General features: G+C 40.4%; 18 protein-coding genes. All 18 read right to left on the reverse strand.

Annotated elements, in window-relative coordinates; genetic code table 11:
• Positions 1-230: 230 nt before the first annotated feature.
• Entirely contained in the window at positions 231-2,003 is a 1,773-nt protein-coding gene (locus IGJ20_RS13135; RefSeq protein WP_126254711.1) for an oleate hydratase, read from the reverse strand.
• Positions 2,004-2,203: 200 nt separating this feature from the next.
• Entirely contained in the window at positions 2,204-2,881 is a 678-nt protein-coding gene (locus IGJ20_RS13140) for a fructose-6-phosphate aldolase (RefSeq protein ID WP_002355980.1), read from the reverse strand.
• Positions 2,882-2,908: 27 nt separating this feature from the next.
• Positions 2,909-3,265 (reverse strand): PTS glucitol/sorbitol transporter subunit IIA, encoded by a 357-nt coding sequence (locus IGJ20_RS13145; protein ID WP_002355981.1) that lies wholly within the window; start codon positions 3,263-3,265, stop codon positions 2,909-2,911.
• 23 nt (positions 3,266-3,288) lie between these two features.
• The gene (srlE, locus tag IGJ20_RS13150; protein ID WP_430605243.1) at positions 3,289-4,284 is read right to left on the reverse strand and encodes a PTS glucitol/sorbitol transporter subunit IIB; all 996 of its coding nucleotides are present in this window, start codon (positions 4,282-4,284) and stop codon (positions 3,289-3,291) included.
• Between the two features lie 16 nt (positions 4,285-4,300).
• On the reverse strand, positions 4,301-4,855 hold the full coding sequence (srlA, locus tag IGJ20_RS13155; RefSeq protein ID WP_002355983.1) for a PTS glucitol/sorbitol transporter subunit IIC: 555 nt from the start codon (positions 4,853-4,855) through the stop codon (positions 4,301-4,303).
• Positions 4,855-5,340, reverse strand: a complete 486-nt coding sequence (locus IGJ20_RS13160) for a transcriptional regulator GutM (RefSeq protein ID WP_002368739.1) — start codon at positions 5,338-5,340, stop codon at positions 4,855-4,857. Before IGJ20_RS13160 ends, srlA begins: the two co-directional genes overlap by 1 nt.
• Positions 5,337-7,199 carry a BglG family transcription antiterminator gene (locus IGJ20_RS13165; protein ID WP_002364610.1) on the reverse strand — a complete coding sequence of 621 codons (1,863 nt, stop codon included), beginning with the start codon at positions 7,197-7,199 and terminating at the stop codon, positions 5,337-5,339. Before IGJ20_RS13165 ends, IGJ20_RS13160 begins: the two co-directional genes overlap by 4 nt.
• Positions 7,200-7,214: 15 nt before the next feature.
• Entirely contained in the window at positions 7,215-8,015 is an 801-nt protein-coding gene (locus tag IGJ20_RS13170) for an SDR family oxidoreductase (RefSeq protein ID WP_002355987.1), read from the reverse strand.
• A gap of 171 nt (positions 8,016-8,186) precedes the next feature.
• A complete protein-coding gene (gene mnmG, locus IGJ20_RS13175) occupies positions 8,187-10,085 on the reverse strand; it encodes a tRNA uridine-5-carboxymethylaminomethyl(34) synthesis enzyme MnmG (RefSeq protein WP_002355988.1) in 1,899 nt (632 codons plus the stop codon).
• A gap of 19 nt (positions 10,086-10,104) precedes the next feature.
• Complete coding sequence (gene mnmE / locus IGJ20_RS13180; protein WP_126254714.1) at positions 10,105-11,502, reverse strand: tRNA uridine-5-carboxymethylaminomethyl(34) synthesis GTPase MnmE; 1,398 nt, start codon at positions 11,500-11,502, stop codon at positions 10,105-10,107.
• A gap of 232 nt (positions 11,503-11,734) precedes the next feature.
• Entirely contained in the window at positions 11,735-16,699 is a 4,965-nt protein-coding gene (locus IGJ20_RS13185; protein ID WP_126254715.1) for an Ig-like domain-containing protein, read from the reverse strand.
• A 739-nt stretch (positions 16,700-17,438) separates the two neighbouring features.
• The gene (gene citG, locus IGJ20_RS13190) at positions 17,439-18,308 is read right to left on the reverse strand and encodes a triphosphoribosyl-dephospho-CoA synthase CitG (protein ID WP_126254716.1); all 870 of its coding nucleotides are present in this window, start codon (positions 18,306-18,308) and stop codon (positions 17,439-17,441) included.
• 6 nt (positions 18,309-18,314) lie between these two features.
• Positions 18,315-19,487 carry an NAD(P)-dependent malic enzyme gene (locus IGJ20_RS13195; RefSeq protein WP_126254717.1) on the reverse strand — a complete coding sequence of 391 codons (1,173 nt, stop codon included), beginning with the start codon at positions 19,485-19,487 and terminating at the stop codon, positions 18,315-18,317.
• A gap of 117 nt (positions 19,488-19,604) precedes the next feature.
• On the reverse strand, positions 19,605-21,002 hold the full coding sequence (locus tag IGJ20_RS13200; protein WP_002355994.1) for an oxaloacetate decarboxylase subunit alpha: 1,398 nt from the start codon (positions 21,000-21,002) through the stop codon (positions 19,605-19,607).
• Positions 20,995-21,531 carry a citrate lyase holo-[acyl-carrier protein] synthase gene (gene citX / locus IGJ20_RS13205; protein ID WP_002386428.1) on the reverse strand — a complete coding sequence of 179 codons (537 nt, stop codon included), beginning with the start codon at positions 21,529-21,531 and terminating at the stop codon, positions 20,995-20,997. Before citX ends, IGJ20_RS13200 begins: the two co-directional genes overlap by 8 nt.
• Positions 21,524-23,056, reverse strand: a complete 1,533-nt coding sequence (citF, locus tag IGJ20_RS13210; protein ID WP_126254719.1) for a citrate lyase subunit alpha — start codon at positions 23,054-23,056, stop codon at positions 21,524-21,526. Before citF ends, citX begins: the two co-directional genes overlap by 8 nt.
• 2 nt (positions 23,057-23,058) lie before the next feature.
• Positions 23,059-23,946 (reverse strand): citrate (pro-3S)-lyase subunit beta, encoded by an 888-nt coding sequence (citE, locus tag IGJ20_RS13215; RefSeq protein ID WP_010777319.1) that lies wholly within the window; start codon positions 23,944-23,946, stop codon positions 23,059-23,061.
• A complete protein-coding gene (citD, locus tag IGJ20_RS13220) occupies positions 23,934-24,242 on the reverse strand; it encodes a citrate lyase acyl carrier protein (protein ID WP_126254721.1) in 309 nt (102 codons plus the stop codon). The genes citE and citD overlap by 13 nt, the downstream gene beginning before the upstream one ends.
• Positions 24,243-24,246 lie beyond the last annotated feature (4 nt).

The following is a 24,246-nucleotide window of genomic DNA, read 5'->3' on the forward strand; positions in this document are numbered from 1 at the left end:
TAAATGTGAAGAAACTATGGTAAAAATGCGCCTTCTTTTCAACAAAATTTTGAAAAAGTCTCTTCAGAAATTAAGATTTTTTTGCGAAGTTGCCCACTGGCTAATCCCATTCAATATATTATATATTTAATATCCATAAAATCACAAAAGAAATATACACAATAATAAATATTTATTCAACGGTTAATAAAACAACCAAAAAAGCGAGTGATTTACACTCGCTTTTTCAACTAAATTAAATGATTTTCTCTTAAAATATCACCAATATACGTATCCTCAAATTTCTTCACAAAGTGTTCAACCATTTTGCGTTCTACGAACGGCATATCCATTTCTGTTAATTTTTTCTTGTCAGATAAATAATAAACAGAGTTTGCTAAGACGCGCAAGTCGTATGCAGAAGCAAACACTTCTGGTACTCCGCGTTCAACCTTTAGCAATTGATAAACAGCTTCCATCGCTGTCCGTACAGAATACTCTGTTGTAAACACCGTATCTCGTTCAGTATCTGCGAAGTTCCCAATGAAAGCAAGGTTTTTAGAGCCGTTTGGTACAACTAATGGTCGATCGCCTGGTTCTCTTAACATAAAGTAAGAAGTGATAAACGGCATATACACCGGAATAGTGGTAGCCGATTCTTCTGAAATACGTTCAATTTCCCCTTCTGGGACCCCTAAATGATAAAGTAACTCTTGCGTAATTTCTTGGCCTGTACATTGTTCGATTGGTTTTTTAATATAATTTCCTGGTTTATTAGAAAGCAATCCATATACCCAAGTTATAGATTGTTGATCATTTTGTTCTTTAAAATGAGGTTGTCTATGCATAGCGAAACTCATCATCCAATTAGAGTCTTTGATAGTAATAATACCACCTGTGACAATTTTTCCTGTCCGTAATTTACGATGTGTTAACCGAGAAAGATACGGTTCAATATCGAAATTTTCCCACGTAATCGTTGCTGAGACAAACCAACTTTCATCTGGTAAATTTTCACAGAAAACTTCTGGGTGTCCAAATTCTGAGGATTGTTTTGCTAAGTTTTTCCAGAGATTCCAACTTCCCCCTAGTTCATGAGTAATTGGTGCTGGTGTATGATGATCTCCTTGCGTCGAACTTTCAGTAATTGAGCCATTCGTTACGAAGACTAAATCATTTTCAGTTAAAGGAATTTCTTTGGTTTTGCCCGCTTGTGTCAGCAATAATCGCCGAGCAACTTTAGTAGCTCCTTTGATGTCGACTTGGATATCATTGATCGTTGTTTCATATTGAAAGTCTACCCCTTGATTGGTTAAAAAGCTTAGTAATGGTTTCACTAACGATTCGTATTGATTGTATTTGGTAAACTTCAAGGCTGTAAAGTCAGGCAAACCTTTGATGTGGTGGATAAAGCGCATGATGTAGCGGCGCATTTCAATGGCAGAGTGCCATTTTTCAAAAGCAAACATTGAACACCAATAGATCCAAAAGTTGGATTCAAAAAATTCTTCACCGAAAACATCTTCAATTTTTTTGCCAATTAATTGATCTTCAGAAGTCATAAATAAATCAACGATTTCTTTTTGTGCTTTTTTGGATAAAGTAAATTGTCCATCATCTGGGACACGTTCGCCACGGTTATGAATAATGCGGCAATTTGAAGAATTCGGATCATCTAAATCTAAACGGTAAAACTCATCTAGGACAGAGGCATCTTCTACTTCTAATGATGGTACCGAACGAAATAGATCCCACAAACACTCGAAATGGTTTTCCATTTCGCGTCCGCCGCGAGTGACAAAGCCATCATGGAGAATAAATTTACCATCTAAAGAACCGCCAGACAGCGTGAGTTCTTCAAAAATGTGAATATTTTCGCCCTTCATTTGACCGTCACGAATTAAGAAAACAGCCGTTGCTAAACCTGCTAGGCCACCACCAACGATGTAGGCACTCTTGTCATCTACACCTTTTGGTTTTCTTGGTCGAGCAAATGCTTCATAATTTCCATTTGTGTATCTCATTCTCGTTTCCTCCTATCATTTGATACCCTCATCATACTGCTACCAAAAAAAATACCCAAAAGATAACCCTTTTTTTTAAGAAATTCTTTGACAAATAAAGGAAATTGTCTAATTTTTAAGCAAGTGAATAATCGTAGATGTTTCATGTGAAACAAAAAAAGAACGAGAAGAAAAATGGCCGCTTTTTCTTCTCGTTCTTTTTATGCTAATTCGTTTACCGTTTCTACTCCAAAAACAGCAACCCAATCTTCCTGAAAATCAGTTACTGCTTTTTGAATGGCGGGCATTGCCAAGCCTTGTGTCACGAGTTCTGGTGCGATAGTGACCGCTTGCGCCCCCATTTGACAGGCTTGATTAATTTGTGCCACGTTTTTAAAACTAGCAGCTAAGATCTTACTCTTTGCGTTCGTCCGTTTAATTTCTGCAGCTAAATGCTCAATAACCTTTTGAGAATCAATTGTTAAATTCTCCATCCTATTATAATACGGTGCTAAATAATCTGCACCTGCCGCAATCGCTAGGTAGCCTTGAAATTCTGTATAAATAGCGGTTGCTGTTATCCGATAATTTGCCTGCTTTAGTTGTTTGATGGCTGCCAAGCCTGCTTCATTGACTGGGATTTTAATGAATGTTTCTTGGCCTAATTGTTGTACAATGGTTTGGGCATCTTCTAGCATCTCTTCTGTCGTTTGACCGACCACTTGGACGTGCAAACTCGCTTGTCCAATCGTTTTTTTGATTTCTTTCATCTGCGCAAAGAAGTCAATTTTTCCTGCTTGTTTAACAATACTGGGATTAGACGTTACGCCTGCCAGTGGTAAAATTTTCTGATACTTTCGAATAGCCTCAAGATTAATTGTATCTAGCATAAATTCCATCTTTTACGTTCCTCCCTTAAACGATAATTATAGAATAGTGATTGTTGTACCAACAGTTATTTCAGGAATAGCTTTTTCTTCAACATATAATGTACCTGGTAATTCAGGTGTTGTTGCGCCATCAAATTTAATAGTAATGTGACCCAATGTGTCTAAATTAGTTAATACTACCTCGCCTACAGCGGTAATCTGGTAAGTTTGTTCATCAATCACTAACGTTTGCTTGTCCGTAATCGCTTCTGTGACTGGCTGAACCTCAATGTTATAACAATAATCTGCTAAAGCATCTGGTGCATCTTTTCCAAATAAGATGACCATTTTTTCTTCTTTAAATAATTCGGCTTCTGGTCCAATAGACTGAACCTTTGTTGTAAATACTGACATTTCCCATCCTCCAAAAAAATTTTTTAACTATACAATCCAAAACTTGCTAACCAAGCAACTAGTACTCGAGGGACACCATTTAAGAAACGAGAATATAAAACAGAAGGAACCCCGACTTCAACGGTTTCAGCTTCAGCTTCTTCCAAGCCTAAACCCACGGGAATAAAGTCGCACGCGTTTTGTGTATTAATAGCAAACAATGCTGGTAGAGCTAGTTGTGGCGGAATGTTGCCTTTCCCAATTTCCACACCAATTAACGTACCAATTACTTGGCTGATTACTGCTCCAGGACCTAATAAAGGAGAAAGAAACGGCAGAGAACAAATAAAACCAATAATTGTTAACCCCACAATGTTTCCTGCCAATGGCGCCATGATATTGGCAAAAAATTCACCAATTCCTGAACCTTGAATCACACCAATTAATAAAGAAACAAATGCCATAAACGGAATCACTGTGTTGATCATCGTTTGTACGCCTTCACGGGCTGATTGGTTGAATGTCGCTACAACTTTTCCTGCACCCATACCAATTTTCGCAACAAAACTTTGTTGTTCCGCTTTTTGTTCAGTAATTTTTTTACTTGTATCATATTTAAATTCTGTTTTTTTCGAGGTGGGCTTTTCTGTAGCAGCAGCAGCTTCTTCTGATGTCAATGTAATCTGTTTCGGGCCTACAGCGGAAACATAAATTGTCTCATTAATGTATTGTGCTAAGGGACCACTTTTGCCAGTTGGAACAACGTTAATAGTAGGAATTCCTTTTTTAGGATAAATTCCGCAACGAAGAGTGCCTCCACAATCAATAATGGCTAATGCGATTTCATCATCTGGAATCGATGTCTTAAAACCATTGACCGCTTCCATTCCTGTCAATTCTACGATTTTATCAACAATTGCGGGTTTCTCGCCGCCACCTGTAATGTAAATAAATTTATGTTTTTCTTCTGTCGGTGTAATCACTAAGGGCCCACCATAACCGCCATTTCCTTTAACTACCTTAATACTATTGTACGTCATCTCACCTTGCTCCTTTCTAATCCACAGCAATCTCTACTGTTTTACTAAGGGTAATTCCTTGTTGTTTGCAAACATAGGCGGTAGTGAAATCGGTAACCCAACCGCCAATAAAATTCATTAATATCCCTACAAACATATAGCGAATCGCTAGGTCCATCGAATTTAGTCCTAACGTATCAATCCCTTGCGCAATCCCTAACCAAACGAACAATTCACCAGGATTAATATGAGGGAAAACTCCATTACTGGTATGACAAAATTGCGCTTGTGCAGCATAATAGCTAGGTTTATAGTATTCTGGTAAAAATCGAGCCATCGTAAAGGACATTGGATTGCCTAACATAAAAGCGGATAAAAAAGGCAGAACTAAATATCGCGTAACAGGATTTTTGGCAGAAAGTTTGGCTACCTTGGTTACTCTTTCTTCTCCTAGAAAAGCAATTAAAGTATTCATAGCTACCATTAACATCAAAACAACAGGTACGATGCCTGTCATCCAAGAAATAAATGTTTCTGCTCCTGTTTGGAAAAGGTGCATAAATCCTTCCGCAAATTTTGTAATATAAGACATTACTCGACACTTCCTTTCAATTTTGTTTGTACTTTATTTTTCCATAATTGCCATTGAATTTTGGCTCCATTAAGCGGCGTTAATGGTTGTGTTTCTTGATAATTGCCAAGCTCAACACGTAAGTAAATTTCTCGTGCATTTTCCATCGCTTGTTGGGTTAATTTATTTTCCTTTTGTACGAGCGGATGGTAATGATCCATATAATGAATATCCTCGTTCACGTACTGAGGTAAGGAATGGAATTTAGCTAGAACAGTGACACCTTGCATCTTTCTAGCGGCTAAGATTTTCCCTTGTGAATCCACAGCAAACAAGATAATCGTGCCTGCTTTTAACTTCCCTGCACGTCGACCAATCGCGACTTTTCCTAATTGTCGCAATTCTTGGTAGTTTTGATTAAAGTGTTTAATCTGTTTCATTCCCATAGCTATCTGAACGAAGTAAGCTGTTAAAAAAAGCGCCCCGAATACGTAGATAAAACTCATATGATAATCCCCTTCCTTTGCATCCACTCTTTAACTGCTAAAACATCTCGTTGCTTCCGTAACTCATTACGTAAACGTTCGTCTCCTGCGATTGTAAACAAGCGGTCATATAGTTGTAGTAACTCTGCTTCAACAGTGGCCGTCAGCTCTTCTGGAATACCCAACAGCAAAATAACATCAACTTTACCTTCTGGTGTAACCAGTGATTCTTCAAAAACCCCAATCGATAAAATAATCGTTGGTAAGGCTTGATTAATTGTATGGGGAAAGGCAATCCCCGATTCAAAAATAGTTGTTTGTTGATCTTCTCTAGTAAAAATTCGTTCGATAAATTGAGGATCTACTAATTTTTCTGCTTCTAAATCAGCAACCATTTTCTGGATATTCGCTCGGTAACCTTGAGTATTCTCTAATAATTGATAGGTCATATGAATATTTTGAGATTCCACGGAACGAATTTCTTTTGCTCTCTGCCACTCATTTCTGAGCCAAGTATCGTTAAATAAATTAGTTAAATGGATCATCGGTGTTTGTGGTCGAATATTTTTTAAGGGAATGGTTGTAAAAATAGCAAAATATTGATTCAATTCTCTTCTCTCTGCCTCTTCTTCAGAAAAATGGGCAATCTGGACGTCTGGACCCAAAACTTTTTCCAATTGCCGCTGAATGATCAAGGCCGTTCCATGACCTGTACTGCAGATTACAGCGATTTCTTTTTTGGCTCCCGCTTCATAGTTCCCTCTCAATGCTAGCTCAAAATACAAAGCGAGATACCCAAATTCAACCGTCGGCACACAACGATTTAACAAACGGCCCAATTCTTGCAAGCCAATCTTGGCTAATTCATAGGCCAAAGGATATTGTCGTTCAATTTCTCCGTAAAATAAATCGTGACACTCCACATGAAAAACGAGTCGATTCATCACGTTTCTTAAATGATCTTTCATTTCTGAAAACAAGAAGTCCTCATCAAATTCAACAACAACTGAATGATGAATTTTTTTCATCATTTTTTGAAAATAGTCAGCTAAGAGTCCTTCATCAGCCAATAAAGAATTACGAATATGGTTTGTGTTGATGTTAAAAGGAAAGCTGATAAAGGAACGTTCCCATTGGCTTAACGTTACATTATAGGTTATTTCCAAGTGATACATCAGTTCTTCAATCTGCTCGTTATGACGAACATAATCAACATATTCTGGTGGTAGTTCCGTAATGAGTTTTCCAGCTAAAACACGCTGCAAAACAATTGAAACCACTCTTCGTAAAAGAAAACTATCTTGTTTCGCTAGTCTTGTTTCTTTGATTATTTTTTGTATCATTTGTTTGGTAGTTTCATGAAGAAACTGTTCTTCAAAATATTCTTGGACGTAATTCACATGAAGTAAGCGTAAATCAAACTCTTTTCCTTCTAAATGAATGCCACGGTTTGGCGTGCCTACAACCGCAACCTGCCAAGGAGCAATCAGCTCTTTCATGCGCTTAATGTCTTTATTAACTGTGCCGCGACTAACGGCGAGTTCTTCGGATAAATCATAAGTTGAAATAAATTGATCTTCTTCTATTAATCGTTTGATAATGTAGGAAACACGCTTGCTTGAAGAATTAAAATCAGATTCCCTTTTTAGCCGTCCAGACAAAACCTCTTCAAAACCTTCAAAGTTATTGATTTCTAACTGAAAGAGATTTTCCTTCTGAATAATTTGGGCGATACCGATTAATTCATCATTCAATGTATCAATGTTTTTACGAACTGTTTGAGGACTTGCGGCTAATTTTTCTTGCAATTCCTGTAAGCTCATTCCTTTGTGATCAACTAGTAATTTTATTACTTGGTACCATCTATTTACTAGCGTCATTTAGTTTTCCCACCTCTATCCTCTTGTTTTACCTCCAGCTACGTTTGTGGTGATGCCTGTAATATAGCTTGAACGGTCTGATAAATAATAGCATACTAAGTCAGCGACTTCATGGAGTTTTCCGCTACGACCTAATGGAATCGTACTTGTTTTTGAATAACCTGCTCGCAATTGCTCCACAGAAATGTTTCGTGTATAAGCCAATGCTTCTTCGTATGCTAAAGTGCGCAAGCCCGTTTCTTCCATAATGCCTGGCGCAATCCCCACGACACGGACGTTTGATTTTCCTAACTCTTTAGCCCATGAACGTGTATAACTGCTGACCGCTGCTTTCGTTGCAGCGTAGGCGCTTTGCCCTTCGGAGCCTTCTAATCCAGCTTCTGAAGACATATTAATAATGACACCTGCTTGTTTTTGTACAAGAATCCGGCCCACTGCTTGGCTCATTAGGTAGAGCCCTTTTTGATTGATGGCTACAATTTTATCGAATACCTCATCCGATAATTCATAAGGCCCATGAGGATGATTTTTATCCACCAATAGACGAGGAATATTGATTCCGGCGTTATTTACTAGGCCATCTACGGTTCCAAATTTTTCCACCACTTGAGCGACACCCGCTTCTACTTCTGCTCGAGAAGTTACATCGACTTTCACAAAGAGTAAATGCTCATGTTGCGTTTCTGATGCTGAAATATCAAAATTAGCGACATAGACCTCTTGTGCTAACAAGCTTTCAACAATGCTGCGACCAATACCAGATGAGCCTCCTGTAACAATCACTACTTTTCCTTTAATTCCTAACCAATCTGTCATTTGTTCCACTCCTATCATTTGTTTGCGCTTTCAGTATAGGTCAGTTTGTGAAATTATTTAAGACAGTCTTTTTTTGTAGTTTAGAAAAAAGAGTAGACTAATTCAAAACAAAAAAGCAGTTGCTTCTTCACAATCAATCATCCGTGAAGAAGCAACTGCTTCAAATTTTTATTATCCTTGCACTTTCGCGATTTTTCCTTGTTCGATGTAGACCATCAAAATGCTAATGTCAGCGGGGTTCACACCGCTGATACGGCTTGCTTGGGCAATCGTTTCTGGTTGGATTTTTTGTAGTTTTTGTTTTGCTTCTGTAGCCAAGCCGTTAATCGCTTGGTAATCAATGTTTTCTGGAATGCGTTTTGCTTCCATGCGTTTTAGTTTCTCAACTTTTTCCATGGCTTTTTTAATGTAGCCTTCGTACTTGATTTGAATTTCTACTTGTTCAATCACTTTCGGATCGAGCGCCTCTTCAGGTGCGGGAATAAATTGAGCGACTTCTTGATAACTGATTTCTGGGCGTTTCAGAAAATCTCTAGCTAAAATACCGTCTTTTAAGCCAGCAGCGCCTTTGGTTTCCAAAAATGCTTGCACTTCTTTGGTCGGTTTAATCCGATGTTTGCCTAAGCGGGCAATTTCCGCTTCAACAGCCGCTTTTTTGACTAGATAGGCGGCATATTGTTCTTCTTTGACTAAGCCAATTTCATGACCCATTTCTGTTAAACGTAAGTCCGCATTGTCATGTCGTAAAATCAAACGATACTCCGCACGTGACGTTAATAAGCGATAAGGTTCGTTGGTACCTTTTGTAACTAAATCGTCAATCATGACGCCAATATAGCCGTCACTACGTTTTAAAACAAGAGGCTCTTTGCCTTGAATTTTCAATGCAGCATTAATTCCTGCCATCAAGCCTTGACCAGCAGCTTCTTCGTAGCCACTAGTTCCGTTCGTTTGACCTGCTGTATAAAGATTCTCAATGACCTTTGTTTCTAATGTTGGGCGTAATTGGTGAGGGACTACCACATCGTATTCAATGGCGTAACCTGTACGCATCATTTCTACTTTTTCTAATCCTTCAATAGAATGAAGCATTTCTGTTTGGACATCTTCTGGTAAAGAAGTAGATAAGCCTTGGACGTAAACTTCTTCGGTATTCAACCCTTCTGGTTCCAAGAACAATTGGTGTCTTGGTTTGTCTGCAAAACGAACAATTTTGTCCTCGATGGATGGGCAATACCGAGCGCCCACACCTTCAACAATCCCAGTAAACATTGGGGCGCGGTGTAGATTTTTTTGAATAATTTCATGCGTTGTTTCATTCGTATAAGTTAACCAACAAGGTTCTTGGTTTTGATTGTAGGCACTATCTGGCGTGCTGTAACTAAAGTGGTTGGGTTCTTTATCGCCTGGTTGTTCCTCTGTCACAGAATAATCAATCGTACTTGATTTTACTCGTGGCGGCGTTCCTGTTTTAAAGCGATCGATTTCTAAACCTAATTCTTTTAAATGATTGGCTAAACCAACGGAAGGTTGCGAATTGTTTGGTCCTGATGAATATTTTAATTCACCAATAATAATTTCGCCACGCAAGGCAGTACCGGCAGTAATCACCACTGCTTGACTACGGTATGCGGCACCTGTTGAAGTTACAACACCACGACAAACGCCATCTTCCACGATTAATTCTTCAACAATCCCTTGACGAAGGGTTAAATTTTCTTCTTTTTCAATGGTATGTTTCATTTCTGTCGCATAGGCATGTTTGTCAGCTTGCGCGCGCAACGCACGCACTGCTGGACCTTTACCAGTATTTAGCATCCGCATTTGGATGTAGGTTTTATCAATGTTTTTACCCATTTCGCCGCCTAATGCATCGATTTCTCGGACAACGACTCCTTTGGCAGGTCCACCAACAGAAGGGTTACATGGCATAAAAGCAACCATATCTAAATTAATCGTTAAAAGTAACGTTTTAACGCCCATTCGTGCGGCTGCTAAGGCTGCTTCAGAGCCAGCATGTCCAGCACCGACGACAATAACATCATATGATTCTGCTTGATATTGATTCATAAAAAATTCCTCTCTTGTCTTATTTTCCTAAACAAAATTGACTAAATAACTGTGTAATTAATTCATCTTGGACACTATCGCCGACGATTTCCCCTAAATAATCCCAACAACGGGTCATATCAATTTGAACTAAATCGACTGGCATACCTGCTTCGATGCCGTTAATCACTTCTTGTAACGAAAGCGCTGATTGATCCAGCAAAGCAATATGACGTGTATTAGAAATATAGGTAGCATCTTTTTCGCCTGTTTGGCCGCCAAAGAAAAGATCAGCAATTTTCGCTTCTAACTGGTCTAAGCCTGTGTTTGACAACACCGAAACGGATAAAATTTCTTCTGCAGGGACTAATTCTTGTAATTCGTTAGGATCCAGTTTTGTCGGTAAGTCCATTTTATTTAAAAGAATAACGCGTTTTAAGCCTTTCGTTGCTTCCAACAGTTGACGATCTTCCTCTGTCAATTCTTCGCTTTGATTTAAGACTAACAAAATTAAATCCGAATCTGCTAACGCTTTGCGGCTACGTTCGACACCAATTCGTTCCACAATGTCTTCTGTTTCGCGAATCCCCGCTGTATCAATTAATTTTAAAGGAACGCCGCGAACGTTAACGTATTCTTCAATGACATCACGTGTCGTTCCAGCAATATCTGTAACGATGGCTTTTTCTTCTCGTAACAGATGGTTTAACAAACTGGATTTCCCGACATTTGGTCGGCCAATAATTGCTGTACTTAGACCTTCTCGCAAAATTTTTCCTTGTTTAGCGGTCGTTAATAATTGTTGAATCTGCGCTTTCACAAATTCGGCTTTTTCTAAAAGTAATTTCGTGGTTAATTCTTCGACATCATCATACTCTGGATAATCAATATTAACTTCTACTTGTGCTAAAGTATTTAAAATTTCTTGTCTTAATGAACGAATTAACGCCGACAAGTTACCATCCAATTGGTTCAATGCAACATTCATCGCTTTATCTGTTTTAGCACGGATTAAGTCCATCACTGCTTCTGCTTGTGAAAGATCCATTCGGCCATTTAGAAAAGCACGTTTTGTAAATTCCCCAGGTTCGGCCATTCGTGCGCCTTCACGTAACAGTAATTGCAATAATTGGTTCACCACGACAATGCCGCCATGACAGTTAATTTCTACCACGTCTTCTCGAGTAAATGTTTTCGGTGCCCGCATCACAGAAAGCATGACTTCATCAATCAATTGATCGTTTTGCGGATCAACAATATGACCATAATGAATCGTGTGCGTGGGGACTTTAGCTAAATCTTTAGTGCCTGACCGATAAACTTTGTTTGCAATAGCAACTGCTTGCTCGCCACTTAAACGAACAATACTAATCGCACCTTCACCTGGCGGCGTAGAAATCGCCGCAATTGTATCAAATTCCATTGTAGCTGATTGCATAATTAGCTTCCTTTCTTCATAACAACAAAAAAAGCGCCCACTCCTCCTGCATTAAAAAATTCAGGTTGGATTTAGCACTTTCACTGCTTGTTCCTTCGATTTTCTGAAAATAGAATAGCACATTTTATTCTATTTGGCAATTTTTCTTCATTAAATGGAACGAAAAAACGTATCATTGAGTGGGGAATTCTCAACAATACGTTTTCTCATCTATAGGAATTAAAGGAGAGAGCTAGTTTTTACGTTTGCGTTTGATGATTCCCATGCTCGCAAGGAGTGCGACAAAGGCGCCAAACAAACTTGTTGTCACGGCTGAAGACTCTTTTTCACCTGTGCTAGGTAAGTAGCCTGTTTTCCCGTGATTTCCAGTGCCATAACTGATGGTACTTAGTTTCGGATTGTAGCCACTACCATTTGTACCGAGGCCATTGCCTAGTGAACCTAAGCCAGAACCTGTTGTGCCTAAACCAGAACCCCCATTTGGATTTGAACCTGTGTTTGAACCATTCCCATTATTCCCGCCAGTTGCGCCATTGTTTCCTGTGTTGCCGCCTGTATTGCCGTTATTTCCGCCAGTGTTACCATTGCCTCCTCCAGGATTCGTTGGGTCGGCTGGTGTCATGAAGGTTGTAGCCGTACTGTAATGTCCTGCGCCATCGGTAGCTGTCGCAAGTAAACTTTGTTGAGCAGTCGCTTGTCCCGCTGTTAATTGGATAGCGAAGTTGCCTTCAGCATCGGTGGCACCTACAGCAATCACACTTCTTAATAGTCGGTTACTAATTTGAATGATTCGGTTTGGTTCAGCTGTTCCTTTGATGAGGTAGCCGGCTTTAGACGTTCCTAAAACTGAAGAAACAGTTGGTGCCGCAATTTTAATTTCTGGTTCTCCCGTAATATCGGCTGGCGTCATAAATGTGGTTTTAGGACTCACATTTCCTTGTGTATCTGTGGTTAGTGCGGTTAACGTTTCTTTTTCTGTTGCTAACCCTGCTGCAATATGAACGGAGAAGGTGCCTCCAGTAGTTGTACTGCCACTTGCCAATAATTGTTCACTGCTATTGTAAAATTGAACCGTGACATTTGGATCAGCAGTTCCAGTGACTGTATAGCCATTGGCTTTGTTTCCTTCAACCTTCGTAATCGTTGGCGCCGCTAAAACAACATCCGCTGGAATAACGGCTGTAGCTGGTTGACTTTCATTACCTGCGCCATCTTTGCTAATAATCGTAATCGTTTCTCTTGGTGTCACTACGCCAGCTGGTAGAGTCACCGTATATTGGCCAGTTTCGTTAGCAGTTGTAGCAGCAATGATGGTTCCGTCTGCGTCACGGACATCAATAGTGGTCTTGGGCTCCGCCGTTCCAGTGATTTCGTAACCTTTACCAGAATTTCCGGTAATAGAATCAATGGTTGGTGTGGCTAAGTCGGCTGGTGTAGTTGCTGTAGCTGGCTGACTTTCTTTTCCTGTTGCATTTTTCGCTACGACAGTTATTGTTTCGTTAGCTGAGGCCTTCCCTGGCTCTAAAGTTACTGTGTATTTGCCATCAGTTCCAGTAGTTGCCATGCCAAGGACTGTGCCATCGTCGTCACGCACCTCAACTGTTGTACCAACTTCTGCTGCTCCTACTACTTGATAGCCTTTTGTCGTGCTACCAGTGATTTTGTCAACAGTAGGTGTCGCGACTGGTGCATCTGGATCAGCAGGTGTTTTGAAAGCAGTCGGATTACTTTCTTTCCCAGCAGCATCTTTCGCAATGGCAGTTAAGGCTTCGTTGGCTGTTGCTGTGCCCGTCGGAAGAGTGATTGTAAAGGCACCAGCACCATCAGTCGTTCCCGTAGCAATAACTAAACCTGCTTCATTGTGAATCTCAATGGTGACATTTGGCTCTGCCGTGCCGGTTACTTGATACCCAGTGGCAGTTGTTCCTGTAACAGTCGTCACGGTTGGTGCTACTACGGTTGCATCTTCAGGGACCGTCACTTCCGTTGGTTGACTTTCATTGCCGTCACCGTCTTTTCCAACAACTGTTAATGTATCACCAGGATTAGCGGCTCCCGCTGGAAGGTCCACAGTAAAGTTCCCTTGATCATCCGTTGTCGTTGTACCAATAATTCTTCCATCTGGGTTCCGTACTTCAATGGTGGTGTTAGGGTCCGCCGTCCCAGTGATTTCATAACCAGTCGTTGAATCTCCAGTAATGTCACCAATTGTTGGTGTGGTAACATCAGCGGGTGTCATAGCTGTAGTTGGTTGACTCTCAAGTCCAGTATCATTTTTAGCAACTACATTCACTGTTTGTTTAGCTGTTGCTTTTCCTGAAGCTAACGTCACAGTATATTGGCCAGTCGGTCCAGTTGTTGCGGTGCCTAAAACTGTTCCGTCTGTTGCACGAACTTCAATGGTGGTGCCAAGTTCAGCGGTACCTGTCACTTGATATCCTTGTGTTGTATTCCCAGTAACTTTGTCGACACTTGGCGGTGCCACTACTTCATCTGCTGGTGTTTGGAAGGTTGTCGGTGTACTTGTATTGCCATCAGGATCATTGGCTAACGCTGTCAATGTTTCATTCGCATTTGCCGTCCCAGCTGGAAGGTTCACGGCAAAGGAACCAGTCCCATCGGCAGTCCCTGTTGCAATCACGTTCCCATCTGCATCACGAATTTCGATGGTAGCATTCGGATCAGCGGTGCCTGTCACCTGATAACCAGCAACTGAATTACCTGTTACTCCTGTTACAGTTGGTGCTGTAACCGTGGCATCAGCAGGAACAAGGACTTCAGTCGGTTGACTTTCATTTCCCGCGTTATCCTTTCCAATCACTGTTAACGTATCCCCAGGATTTGTCGTTCCCGTTGGTAGCATTACAGTAAAATCACCATTCGTATCAGAGGTACCTGTACCAATAACTGCCCCAGCTGGATCACGAACTTCGATTGTTGTGTTAGGGTCTGCTGTTCCTGTAATTTCATAACCCGTACCAGAGTTGCCTGTGATGTTATCAACTGTTGGTGCAGTGACATCAGCTGGTGTTGTCGCCGTTGCTGGTTGACTTTCCGTGCCACTAGCGTTTTTCGCTACAACGCTCAGCGTTTGATTTGCTGTTGCTTTCCCTGAATCTAAAGTCACTGTATATTTTCCGTCAGTTCCAGTTGTTGCAGTACCAAGGACCATGCCAGCTGCATCGCGAACCTCAATGGTGGTGCCAACTTCAGCAGTCCCTGTGACCTCATAGCCTTTTTTTGTACTACCTGTTACAGTCTCAACAATTGGCGTCGCCACGGGTGTATTAGGATCCGCTGGCGTTTGGAACGTTGTTGGCGTACTTTCTGTACCGCTGGCGTTTTTCGCTACGGCGGTTAACGTTTCATTGGCACCTGCTTCACCTGCGGGAATGGTAACTGTAAACGCTCCTGTCCCATCAGCGGTACCTGTACCTATCACGGCACCTCCTGCATTTCGGATTTCAACCGTGGCATTGGCGTCGGCGGTGCCTTTGATCTCGTAACCTGCTGTTGAATTACCTGTCACTCCTGTTACGGTAGGTGCGGTTACGGTGGCTTCATCCGCTGGTGTTTGGAACGTTGTTGGCGTACTTTCTGTACCGCTGGCGTTTTTCGCTACAGCCGTTAATGTTTCATTGGCACCTGCTTCACCTGCGGGAATGGTAACTGTAAATGCCCCTGTCCCATCAGCGGTCCCTGTACCTATTACGGTGCCTCCTGCATTTCGGATCTCAACCGTGGTATTGGCATCAGCGGTGCCTTTGACCTCGTAACCTGCCGTTGAATTACCTGTCACTCCTGTGATTGTTGGTGCGGTTACGGTGGCTTCATCCGCTGGTGTTTGGAACGTTGTTGGCGTACTTTCTGTACCGCTGGCGTTTTTCGCTACAGCCGTTAATGTTTCATTGGCACCTGCTTCACCTGCGGGAATGGTAACTGTAAATGCCCCTGTCCCATCAGCGGTCCCTGTGCCTATCACGGTGCCTCCTGCATTTCGGATTTCAACCGTGGCATTGGCATCGGCAGTTCCTTTAACTTCGTAACCTGCCGTTGAATTGCCTGTTACTCCTGTTACGGTAGGTGCGGTTACTTCACTAGTAGTACCTGCAGCAAAATAAATGTTGGATACACCGTCTGCTGTTGCTAATAAATTAACGTCTAAAAGATCTGTTTGAACGACTGTTCCTACAAAACGAGCATCTAAATTATTGGATAAATTTTGAGGTGTTGAAACGGTAGTTGGTAAAGTAACCGTGGTTGCGCCTAGTAAAGAAGCATCCACTAACTCATTTACGCCTGAACCACCAACCGCTAATAAAGGCAAAGCACCTGAAACAGCCACGTTCACCGTGCCTTTGACAGGAAGCAAGGCTGCATTTATGGCTGTAGCGACAAGATTACTTGGGATACTGGTTCCTTTTGCCTCCAAAGCTTGAACGGCCGCATTCAAATCTTGTAAGATGTTTGAAACATTTTGGGCTAAAACTAACCCTAAACCATCACTAATTGGTGCGCTAATGTATGAGCCGTCAGCTGCTAATGTTTCCGGAGCTGTAAATGAAGCAGCACCTAAGTTTTCAATGTTATTCACTAATTCCAACTGACGATTCACTTCCGTCAAATCAATATCAACACCAGTTAAATTCCCTAAAGCCCCACTGGTAATTTGAGTAATCACATTGGTTAAATCATTGGCTGCATTCAAAACGGCGGTCAAAAAAGTAACTTTTGAAAGATCAATCGTGACATTGGTATTGATTGCTGCGCTGCCTGCTGCAGCTACATTTCCTCTTAACTCAGGAGGAACCACTAACACCGCTTGTTTTTGTCCACTAAACACAGCGGAAGCATCTGCTAAAGCGCCACCAGAAACCGTGAAATTAACTGGTTGATTTTGGTTTGCGGCTGTCCAACGATTACTCGTTGAAGTGCCACTGTCATTATTTGACGTAACATTTGATAATAGTTCGATATCCAAGACCGCTGCTGATGCACTGATTGTGCCAGAGGTAACAGCTATACTTACAGGGATTGCTAATGACGTAAATAATAAACCACTTGATATTGCTAAATTAAGCATCTTGCGTTTTGTCCATTTTTTATGCTGACTTTTCCGATTAAAATCCTCAACAATTTTCTTTTTCATCTGATCGTCCCTCTTTTCTTTAAAATAAACGATAAATACCAAGATCATTAGCTTCCCCTAGTTGTTCATCTCCCCCTTTAGCGATTTAAATGGATTTAACACCTGCAGTTTAGTACATTTCCTCAGCTTTTCAAAATATAATGCTGTGAATTTTTATATAAAAATTCATTTGATAACAAACATCCTGGATATGTTAAAAAACTCACTAATTCATTAGTGAGTTATTATACAATGAGAGGAAAATGAGGAAGTTTATACATTTCTCCCCAATCATTAAAGATAAATAAATTATTTTATTATAACTTATCGTTTGATAAATCGATAATTAAATAACGGAAAAATTTTTTATTTTTTTGAGAAATTCCACTATTATTTTTTCTGCTTCTTTGACTGTTTTTATCAATTTTATAGCTGTGAGTCATAAAAACTTTACATCAAAAAAATGACTCTAATCTATAACAATTTTTTCTGTTTTTAAGATTTTTTTATGAAATTTTTTATATTAAAAAAATTTCATAAAAAAGACGACAGCCGTTTTTGAACGAATGCCGCCTTTTAGATAAACAAAAACCTGATTCTAAAAGAATCAGGTTTAGGAAAAGCAAATCAAGATTCGCTTCAACTGTTTATCATCGTATTTGTATACTCTGATAAGAATGATTTCGTAATAAAATATACTGTGTTTCGTGGTATTTGTCAATCGCTTTCTTGAATTCTCTTTAGACCTTTCCATAGGCATATAAGGTCAAAATAACTGACCAAATCCGCGTTGTAACTATCTTTTTAATTAAGGCGTCAGCCAATTTAAATTCATTAGTTTATCTAAAAACACCACCAAAATTAAAGCATCTGCACTGCCACCAATACTCCAATTTTTTTCTTTGAATAAGTGATTCAATCTTTCTAAGCAAAGGGTTCCCCGTAACGTTTGTGTCCCCCCTAAAGCAAAATATTCCTGGATTAACGGTTGATATATTTCAAAAATTTGGACATTTTGACTTCGTTTAATCAAATTCGTATCCTCAACATAGAGCGATAAATAAAGGAGCGTATCAATGAGTTTTTGTTGTTGTGTGCCTTGATGTTTTTGATAATAAGGCACTCCCTGTTCAAAGACAGCGGGATAACCTTGTTGCGCCTCACCACGGATTCCAGTCAAGCCATGCTGAACAAATAGTCGTTCACCCCAAGTTAGTTTTTCTAGCTCATTCGTAGCGAGGTTTTCAAAGTCGGTCAGTAAGTCTTGCGTCATTGTTTGAAGCGTTTGTTGAAACAATTGTAAGGTGCAAGGGGGCTCCCAAATCATTAGACGACCACAGATAGCTAAAAAAATACCTAGAGAAAAAATTGCTCCTTTATGTGTGTTGATCCCTTCTGTTGCCTCAAACATCGCTTGTTCTGCTTCTAAACCAACTTGTCGAATCGTGCGAAATGTTGCCTCAATCGGCAAATGACGTAGCTCTGTCCCAGCTTGAACGAAGGTTTCAAAATAAGGAGTCAAAACCACACTACTTTCTAAAAAAGTGAAAACATCCATATCTTGATGGGCGCCTGCATCGACTGGATCCACCAAGCCTGGTTTATTTAAACAGGTCACTTCATAGAGTAGTGCCAATTGTGCTTGCTGCGCTAATTTACTCCTTGCTTGCTTTGTCATTGCCTTTTACGTCCCTTCTTCTGCCGTGGTCTTTTCTTGTTTTATATAGTCTAGTACAGCATTAAAAACCGTGTCAACTACGCCGCCATCAAATACATTAGGTATGAATTTTTCTGCTGTGGGTTCTGAAATCATAGCGGCCAAGCTTCGTGCTACTGTCATTTGCAAACCGACATCGACTTTTCTGCCTTTCGCTGCCAATAACCCTTTAAAAAGACCTGGAAAAGCTAAAATGTTGTTCACCTGATTCGGATATTTGGAAGAACCAGTTGCTAATAAACGGACACCATTGGCTTGGGCGAGGGCTGGTTCAATTTCTGGTTTAGGATTTGCTAAAGCAAAGATAATTGGGTCTTGGCTCATTGATTTAATCAGGGCTGGCGTTAGCACATCCGCTTCTGATAAGCCTAAAAAAACATCCTGATTGACGACAGCGGTGGCTAAATCTTTGTTTTCTACTGATGGTTTTATTACCTGTCGAAGCAAAGCACGTTGGTAAGGATTCAATGTCGGGTCTTCTTCTCTTAAAACACCTTGGCGATCTACTAAGGTGAGATGCGTAATCCCCGCTTGAATACATAACTTAGCGGTCGCTACACCAGAAGCACCAACTCCGTTAATCACCACACGTAATTGATTTAAAGGTTTTCCTTTAATTTTAGCTGCATTAATTAGCCCAGCTAAAACGACGATGGCTGTTCCTTCTTGGTCATCATGATACACAGGAATGTTCAAACGTTGTTGAAGTTTTTCTTCAATTTCAAAACATTTTGGTGCAGAAATATCTTCTAAATGGATTCCTGCAAAACTATTTTGTAAATTTTCAATTGTTTGAACCATCTCGTCAACTGATTTTTGTTCCAGTGCTAAAGGAATAGCATCGACCCCCGCCAAATTTTTATAAAGTAAAGCTTTGCCTTCAACAATTGGCAAGCCCGCTTGCGTGCCCATATTGCCGAGACCCAGAACAGCTGACCCATCTGTAATAACTGCAATTAACTTACCACTAATGGTCCACTCGCGCGCTAATTCATGATTTTGAGCAATCATTAAACTCAATTCTGCGACACCAGGTGTATACATTTTGGCTAAATCATGATGGTTTAATACCGCTTCTGTTGCTTCAAGACTTAGCACACCAATATTTTTTTGATGAATTGCTAGAACTTCTTCTAACACATTGTCACTTCCTTTCACGGGCTGCCTTTTTTCTATTTGATGAAGCAAGGGTTTGAACAACCGTTATCGTCGCTCAAACCCTTGCTTCTTTATACATTTGCGGAGCACTTGCCCGTTCTATTCTGGCAAGTCAAGTTTGACTGTCACTTTCTGTAACGGTACATCGTAAAAAGGATCTTCGCGACGTCCTAAAAAGTCTTTTCCTTGTTGTGGGAACATCGCATATAATAGGACATCCTCTTCAGATTTTGCGTATTGTTGGATTTCCTTTTCTAAACTATGCAACTCTGGTTTCAATAAATCCGCTGGTCGACAAGTAATTACTTCTTCATCCCCAATGATTTTTTGCTTAATCTCTTCTGCGATAGGTGCTGGTGATTTGCCATATTCTCCGCGCACATAATCTTTGATTTCATTCGGTATTAAGGAATATCTTTCCCCAGAAATCACATTCATTAAGGCTTGTGTTCCAACCATTTGTGAAAGCGGCGTAACTAGTGGCGGATACCCTAAATCTGCTCTTACTTTAGGTACTTCAGCTAAAACTTCTTCATATTTGTCTTGCAAACCTTGCTCCGTTAATTGACTTAATAAGTTTGATAACATACCACCAGGCACTTGATAAATCAAGGTTTTCGGTTCCGTATCTTTAACTTTAGGGTTTAAAATGCCTTCACTTCTAAAACGATCACGAATCGGATTGAAATAGTCAGCAATCTCTGTTACTTTTTCCATATTTAAACCTGTTTCAAAGCCTAAATCTTCTAACGCAATGGCTACAGATTCTGTGGCTGGTTGACTCGTACCACCAGCGAAAGAAGAGATAGCTGTATCGATGATATCCGCACCTGCTTCAGCAACTTTTAAATAGGTCATCTCAGAAATACCACTAGTCGCATGCGTATGCACCTCTAAAGGTAAATCAATGGCATCTTTCATTTTGCTCACTAATTCAAAACCCGTTTGTGGCGTCAAAACGCCTGCCATATCCTTAATACAAATGGAATCCGCTCCTGTTTGACTTAATTCTTTGGCTAATTTTACAAAGTAATCGATGGTATGAATTTCACTCGTGGTATAAGAGATCGCTGCTTGACAGTGTCCACCAGCTTCTTTTGTTGTTTGAATTGCTGTTTGTAAATTACGGACATCATTCAAGGCATCGAAAATACGAATAATATCAATCCCATTTTCAACTGATTTTTCGACAAAGGCCCGCACCACATCATCAGCGTAATGACGATATCCTAGTAAATTTTGTCCTCGTAATAACATTTGAAGTTTGGTATTTTTAACTTCTTTGCGAATTTGGCGAAGACGTTCCCAAGGATCCTCGTTTAAATAGCGGACACAGGAATCAAACGTTGCCCCGCCCCACATTTCTAATGCATGAAATCCTGCCTCGTCCATTGTTTTAATAATCGGCAGCATATCTGAGGTTGGCATCCGTGTTGCAATTAAACTTTGTTGTCCATCCCGTAGCACCGTTTCTGTAAAACGAATTTTTTTACTCACTTGGCTGCTCCTTTCGTGTCAAAATTATTTCTGTTATTTTTTCTTGCATTGCTTCAAGACTGTGACGTCGATTTCGTCCACAGACTTTCGCCTCTTCTTGGCACATAAAACAGCGCCGTGGTGGCAAGCCTAAATCTCCTCGATGAAGGCTTTTTAGCTCCTCATTTCCCCATAAAACATCTAGGTCCACTAAACGACCATAAGGATGTGTTTCTTCAATTTTGACCATTCTTTGTTTTAATTCTTGTGGGGCTAACGAAACCGCCAAATAATATTCAGGCCCTGTTTTTTCATTCCGGTAAAAATTAACAATCGGTACTTGATCCAGCAATTGTTGCTCGACTTCGTCAATTACTTCTAAAAAAACAGCCGTTAAGGTGGGCGAATTTTTTACTTCTCCAGGAATATTCATTGTGGCAGATAAGAGACTAGCTTCTGGTGCTGTTTCTAACAACTCCTTCTGTGTGGCAGCTCTTTGTTCGCGAGCATCCAACATCTCTAAAAGTGTTACTTTTTCCCCATTAAACATTGCGTACCACATCAATTAGACTACCATCTCGGTATTCAATTAACGCAACAACTTTGTCTCCATATTTAATTGGTTCCGGGGTGCCAACAATGTTGTAGGCTTTGTCTTTCAACTCTTCTAACGTAAACTGAGGAACATCTAAGGTTTTAAAACAATCAATTAAGTCTGTTCTTTTTGGATTGATTGCAATGCCGACTTCTGTTACTACGACATCGACACTCGTACCTGGTGTAACGACTGTATTTACTTGCTCAACGATTGTTGGAATCCGTCCACGAACAAGTGGTGCAATCACTAGACTCATTTTACAAGCCATACTTGTATCGGAATGTCCGCCAGAAGCACCACGGATGACACCATCTGAACCAGTAATGACATTTACATTAAAATCTGTGTCCACTTCTAAAGCAGATAAAATAGCTGTGTCTAATTGATTAATAACCGCCCCTTTGCTAAGCGGTGAGGCATACATATTGGCATCAATTTCATAATGATTGGCATTTTCCCCTAAAGAAATAGCTGATGGATGATCAAAGTCTTGGACGTCAATAATTTTTTCTACTAAGCCTTCTTCCAAAAGTTCCACCATTGCATTCGTAATTCCGCCTAAAGCGAAACTTGCTTTAATGCCATCTTTAAGCATTTGTTCTCTCATGAACCGCGTAACTGCTAGTGAAGAGCCACCTGTTCCTGTTTGGAATGAGAAGCCTTCTTTGTAGTAAGGAGAATGTGTAATTATTTTTGCGGCATATTCAGCAATCAATAATTCTTTAGGATTCTTTGTAAAACGTGTCGCGCCTTTGGCAATTCCATCTGGATCACCAATTGCATCAATTTCTACCACATAATCAACATCTGTTTGTGGAATACTAATAGGGGTATTAGGATATGGTACTAATGTGTCAGTAATGATGACCACTTGATCCGCATATTTTGCATCGACCATCGCATATCCAAGAGAACCACAGGTAGCTTTTCCTTTGGTTCCATTCGCATTTCCATAAGCGTCTGAACTTGGTGCACCTAAGAAAGCTACATCAATATGGATATCACCTGCTGCTACTGCCCGTGCCCGGCCACCATGTGAACGAATCACCACAGGATTTTCCATGATACCTGCTGAAATAGCGGCGCCTACTTTATCTCTCAAACCTGAAGAAGTAATGTTGGTGACTACTCCATTTTTAATGTGTTCGATCAAAGGTTCATGAACATTTGCAATTGAACTAGGTGCAATCGAAATGTTTTTCAGCCCCATGGCGGCAATCTCGGCTAAAACTAAATTCATCACATAGTCTCCTTCACGGAAATGGTGATGGAAAGAGATGGTCATGCCATTTTTTAAACCTGTTTTTTCAATTGCTTCACGAATACTTCCTAAAAGTTTTGTCTCCCGAGGTTTCACTGGTTTAATTGCTCGGCTCGCTTCTTGATAAGCATCAATGTGTGCTAATTCTCCTTCATAAATGCCATATTGCTCTGCATAAGATTGAGGAATGTCTTTGCCTACTTTATTTACTACCATGTCTATATTTCCTCCTCGGTAATTAATTTAGCCGCCAATGCTAACGCAATGACCCGTTCAGCTCGTTCAACAATTGGTTTATCAACCATTTTTCCATTTACGGAGATAACACCGGAACCTTTTGCTTCGGCTTCCCGAATGCCCCAGATTACTTCCTTAGCATTCTGGATTTCTTTTTCTGTTGGCGCATAAATAGTATTAACTAATGGGATTTGACGAGGGTTAATCACCGATTTCCCATCGAAACCTAGCTGTTTAATCAAACGAACTTCGGCTTCAAAGCCTTCCGTATTGTCTACATCTGAATAGACCGTATCAATAGCTGCAATCCCAGCTGCTCGAGCGGCATGTAAAATCATGCTACGAGCAAAGAATAGTTCTTGGCCATCTGGATGGCGCCGTGTTTTCATATTGGTAACATAGTCTTCGGCGCCTAACGCGATGCCAATCAAGCGAGCTGAACTTTTGGCAATCGCGGGCGCATTTAGAACACCTTCAGCCGATTCGATAGCAGCCATCATTTTCGTTGTTCCTACGGGGATGTCATTTTGCTGTTCTACTTCTGTAATGACTGCCTCGACATCAATGATATCTTGGGCTGTTTCTGTTTTTGGTAAACGAATCACATCGACACCAGCTAAGACCATTGCTTCAATATCTTCTGCACCACCGGCATCTAAAGCATTAATCCGAACAACAATTTCAATATTGCCATAATCGAAAGTTTTCAAAGCAGAATGGACTAAAACACGGGCAGAGTCTTTTTCTTTTAATGAAACTGCATCTTCTAAATCAAACATGATTGAATCTGCCCCATATAAAGGTGCATCCCTTAGCATTGCTGCGTTCGCTCCAGGTACAAACATCATTGTTCTTCTTAAACGTTCCATGAGTCCAACTCCTTCCAATCATACGTTTCTTTTTCAGCGCCTCGATGTAAAACTGTAATCATCCGAGCTTTGATTGTACAATCTAATGCCCCTTTATCAATCGCCTTGATCGCAACGCCTTGGACATCTAAATGTTCCAAAGTTGTCGTAATCACCTGACGAATTTGATTGCCAAATTGTTTTTCGACACTACTTTCTAATTCAATGGTATTTTCTGTTGATTCAATGGGTTGGATGGTAATCATAATATCACTTGATTCTACTGTCCCTGCAGTAGCATTTTTGATAATCTTCACTTTC

Origin of the sequence: Enterococcus sp. DIV0294, from assembly GCF_050558155.1 — a bacterium.
GTDB classification, from domain to species: domain Bacteria; phylum Bacillota; class Bacilli; order Lactobacillales; family Enterococcaceae; genus Enterococcus; species Enterococcus faecalis.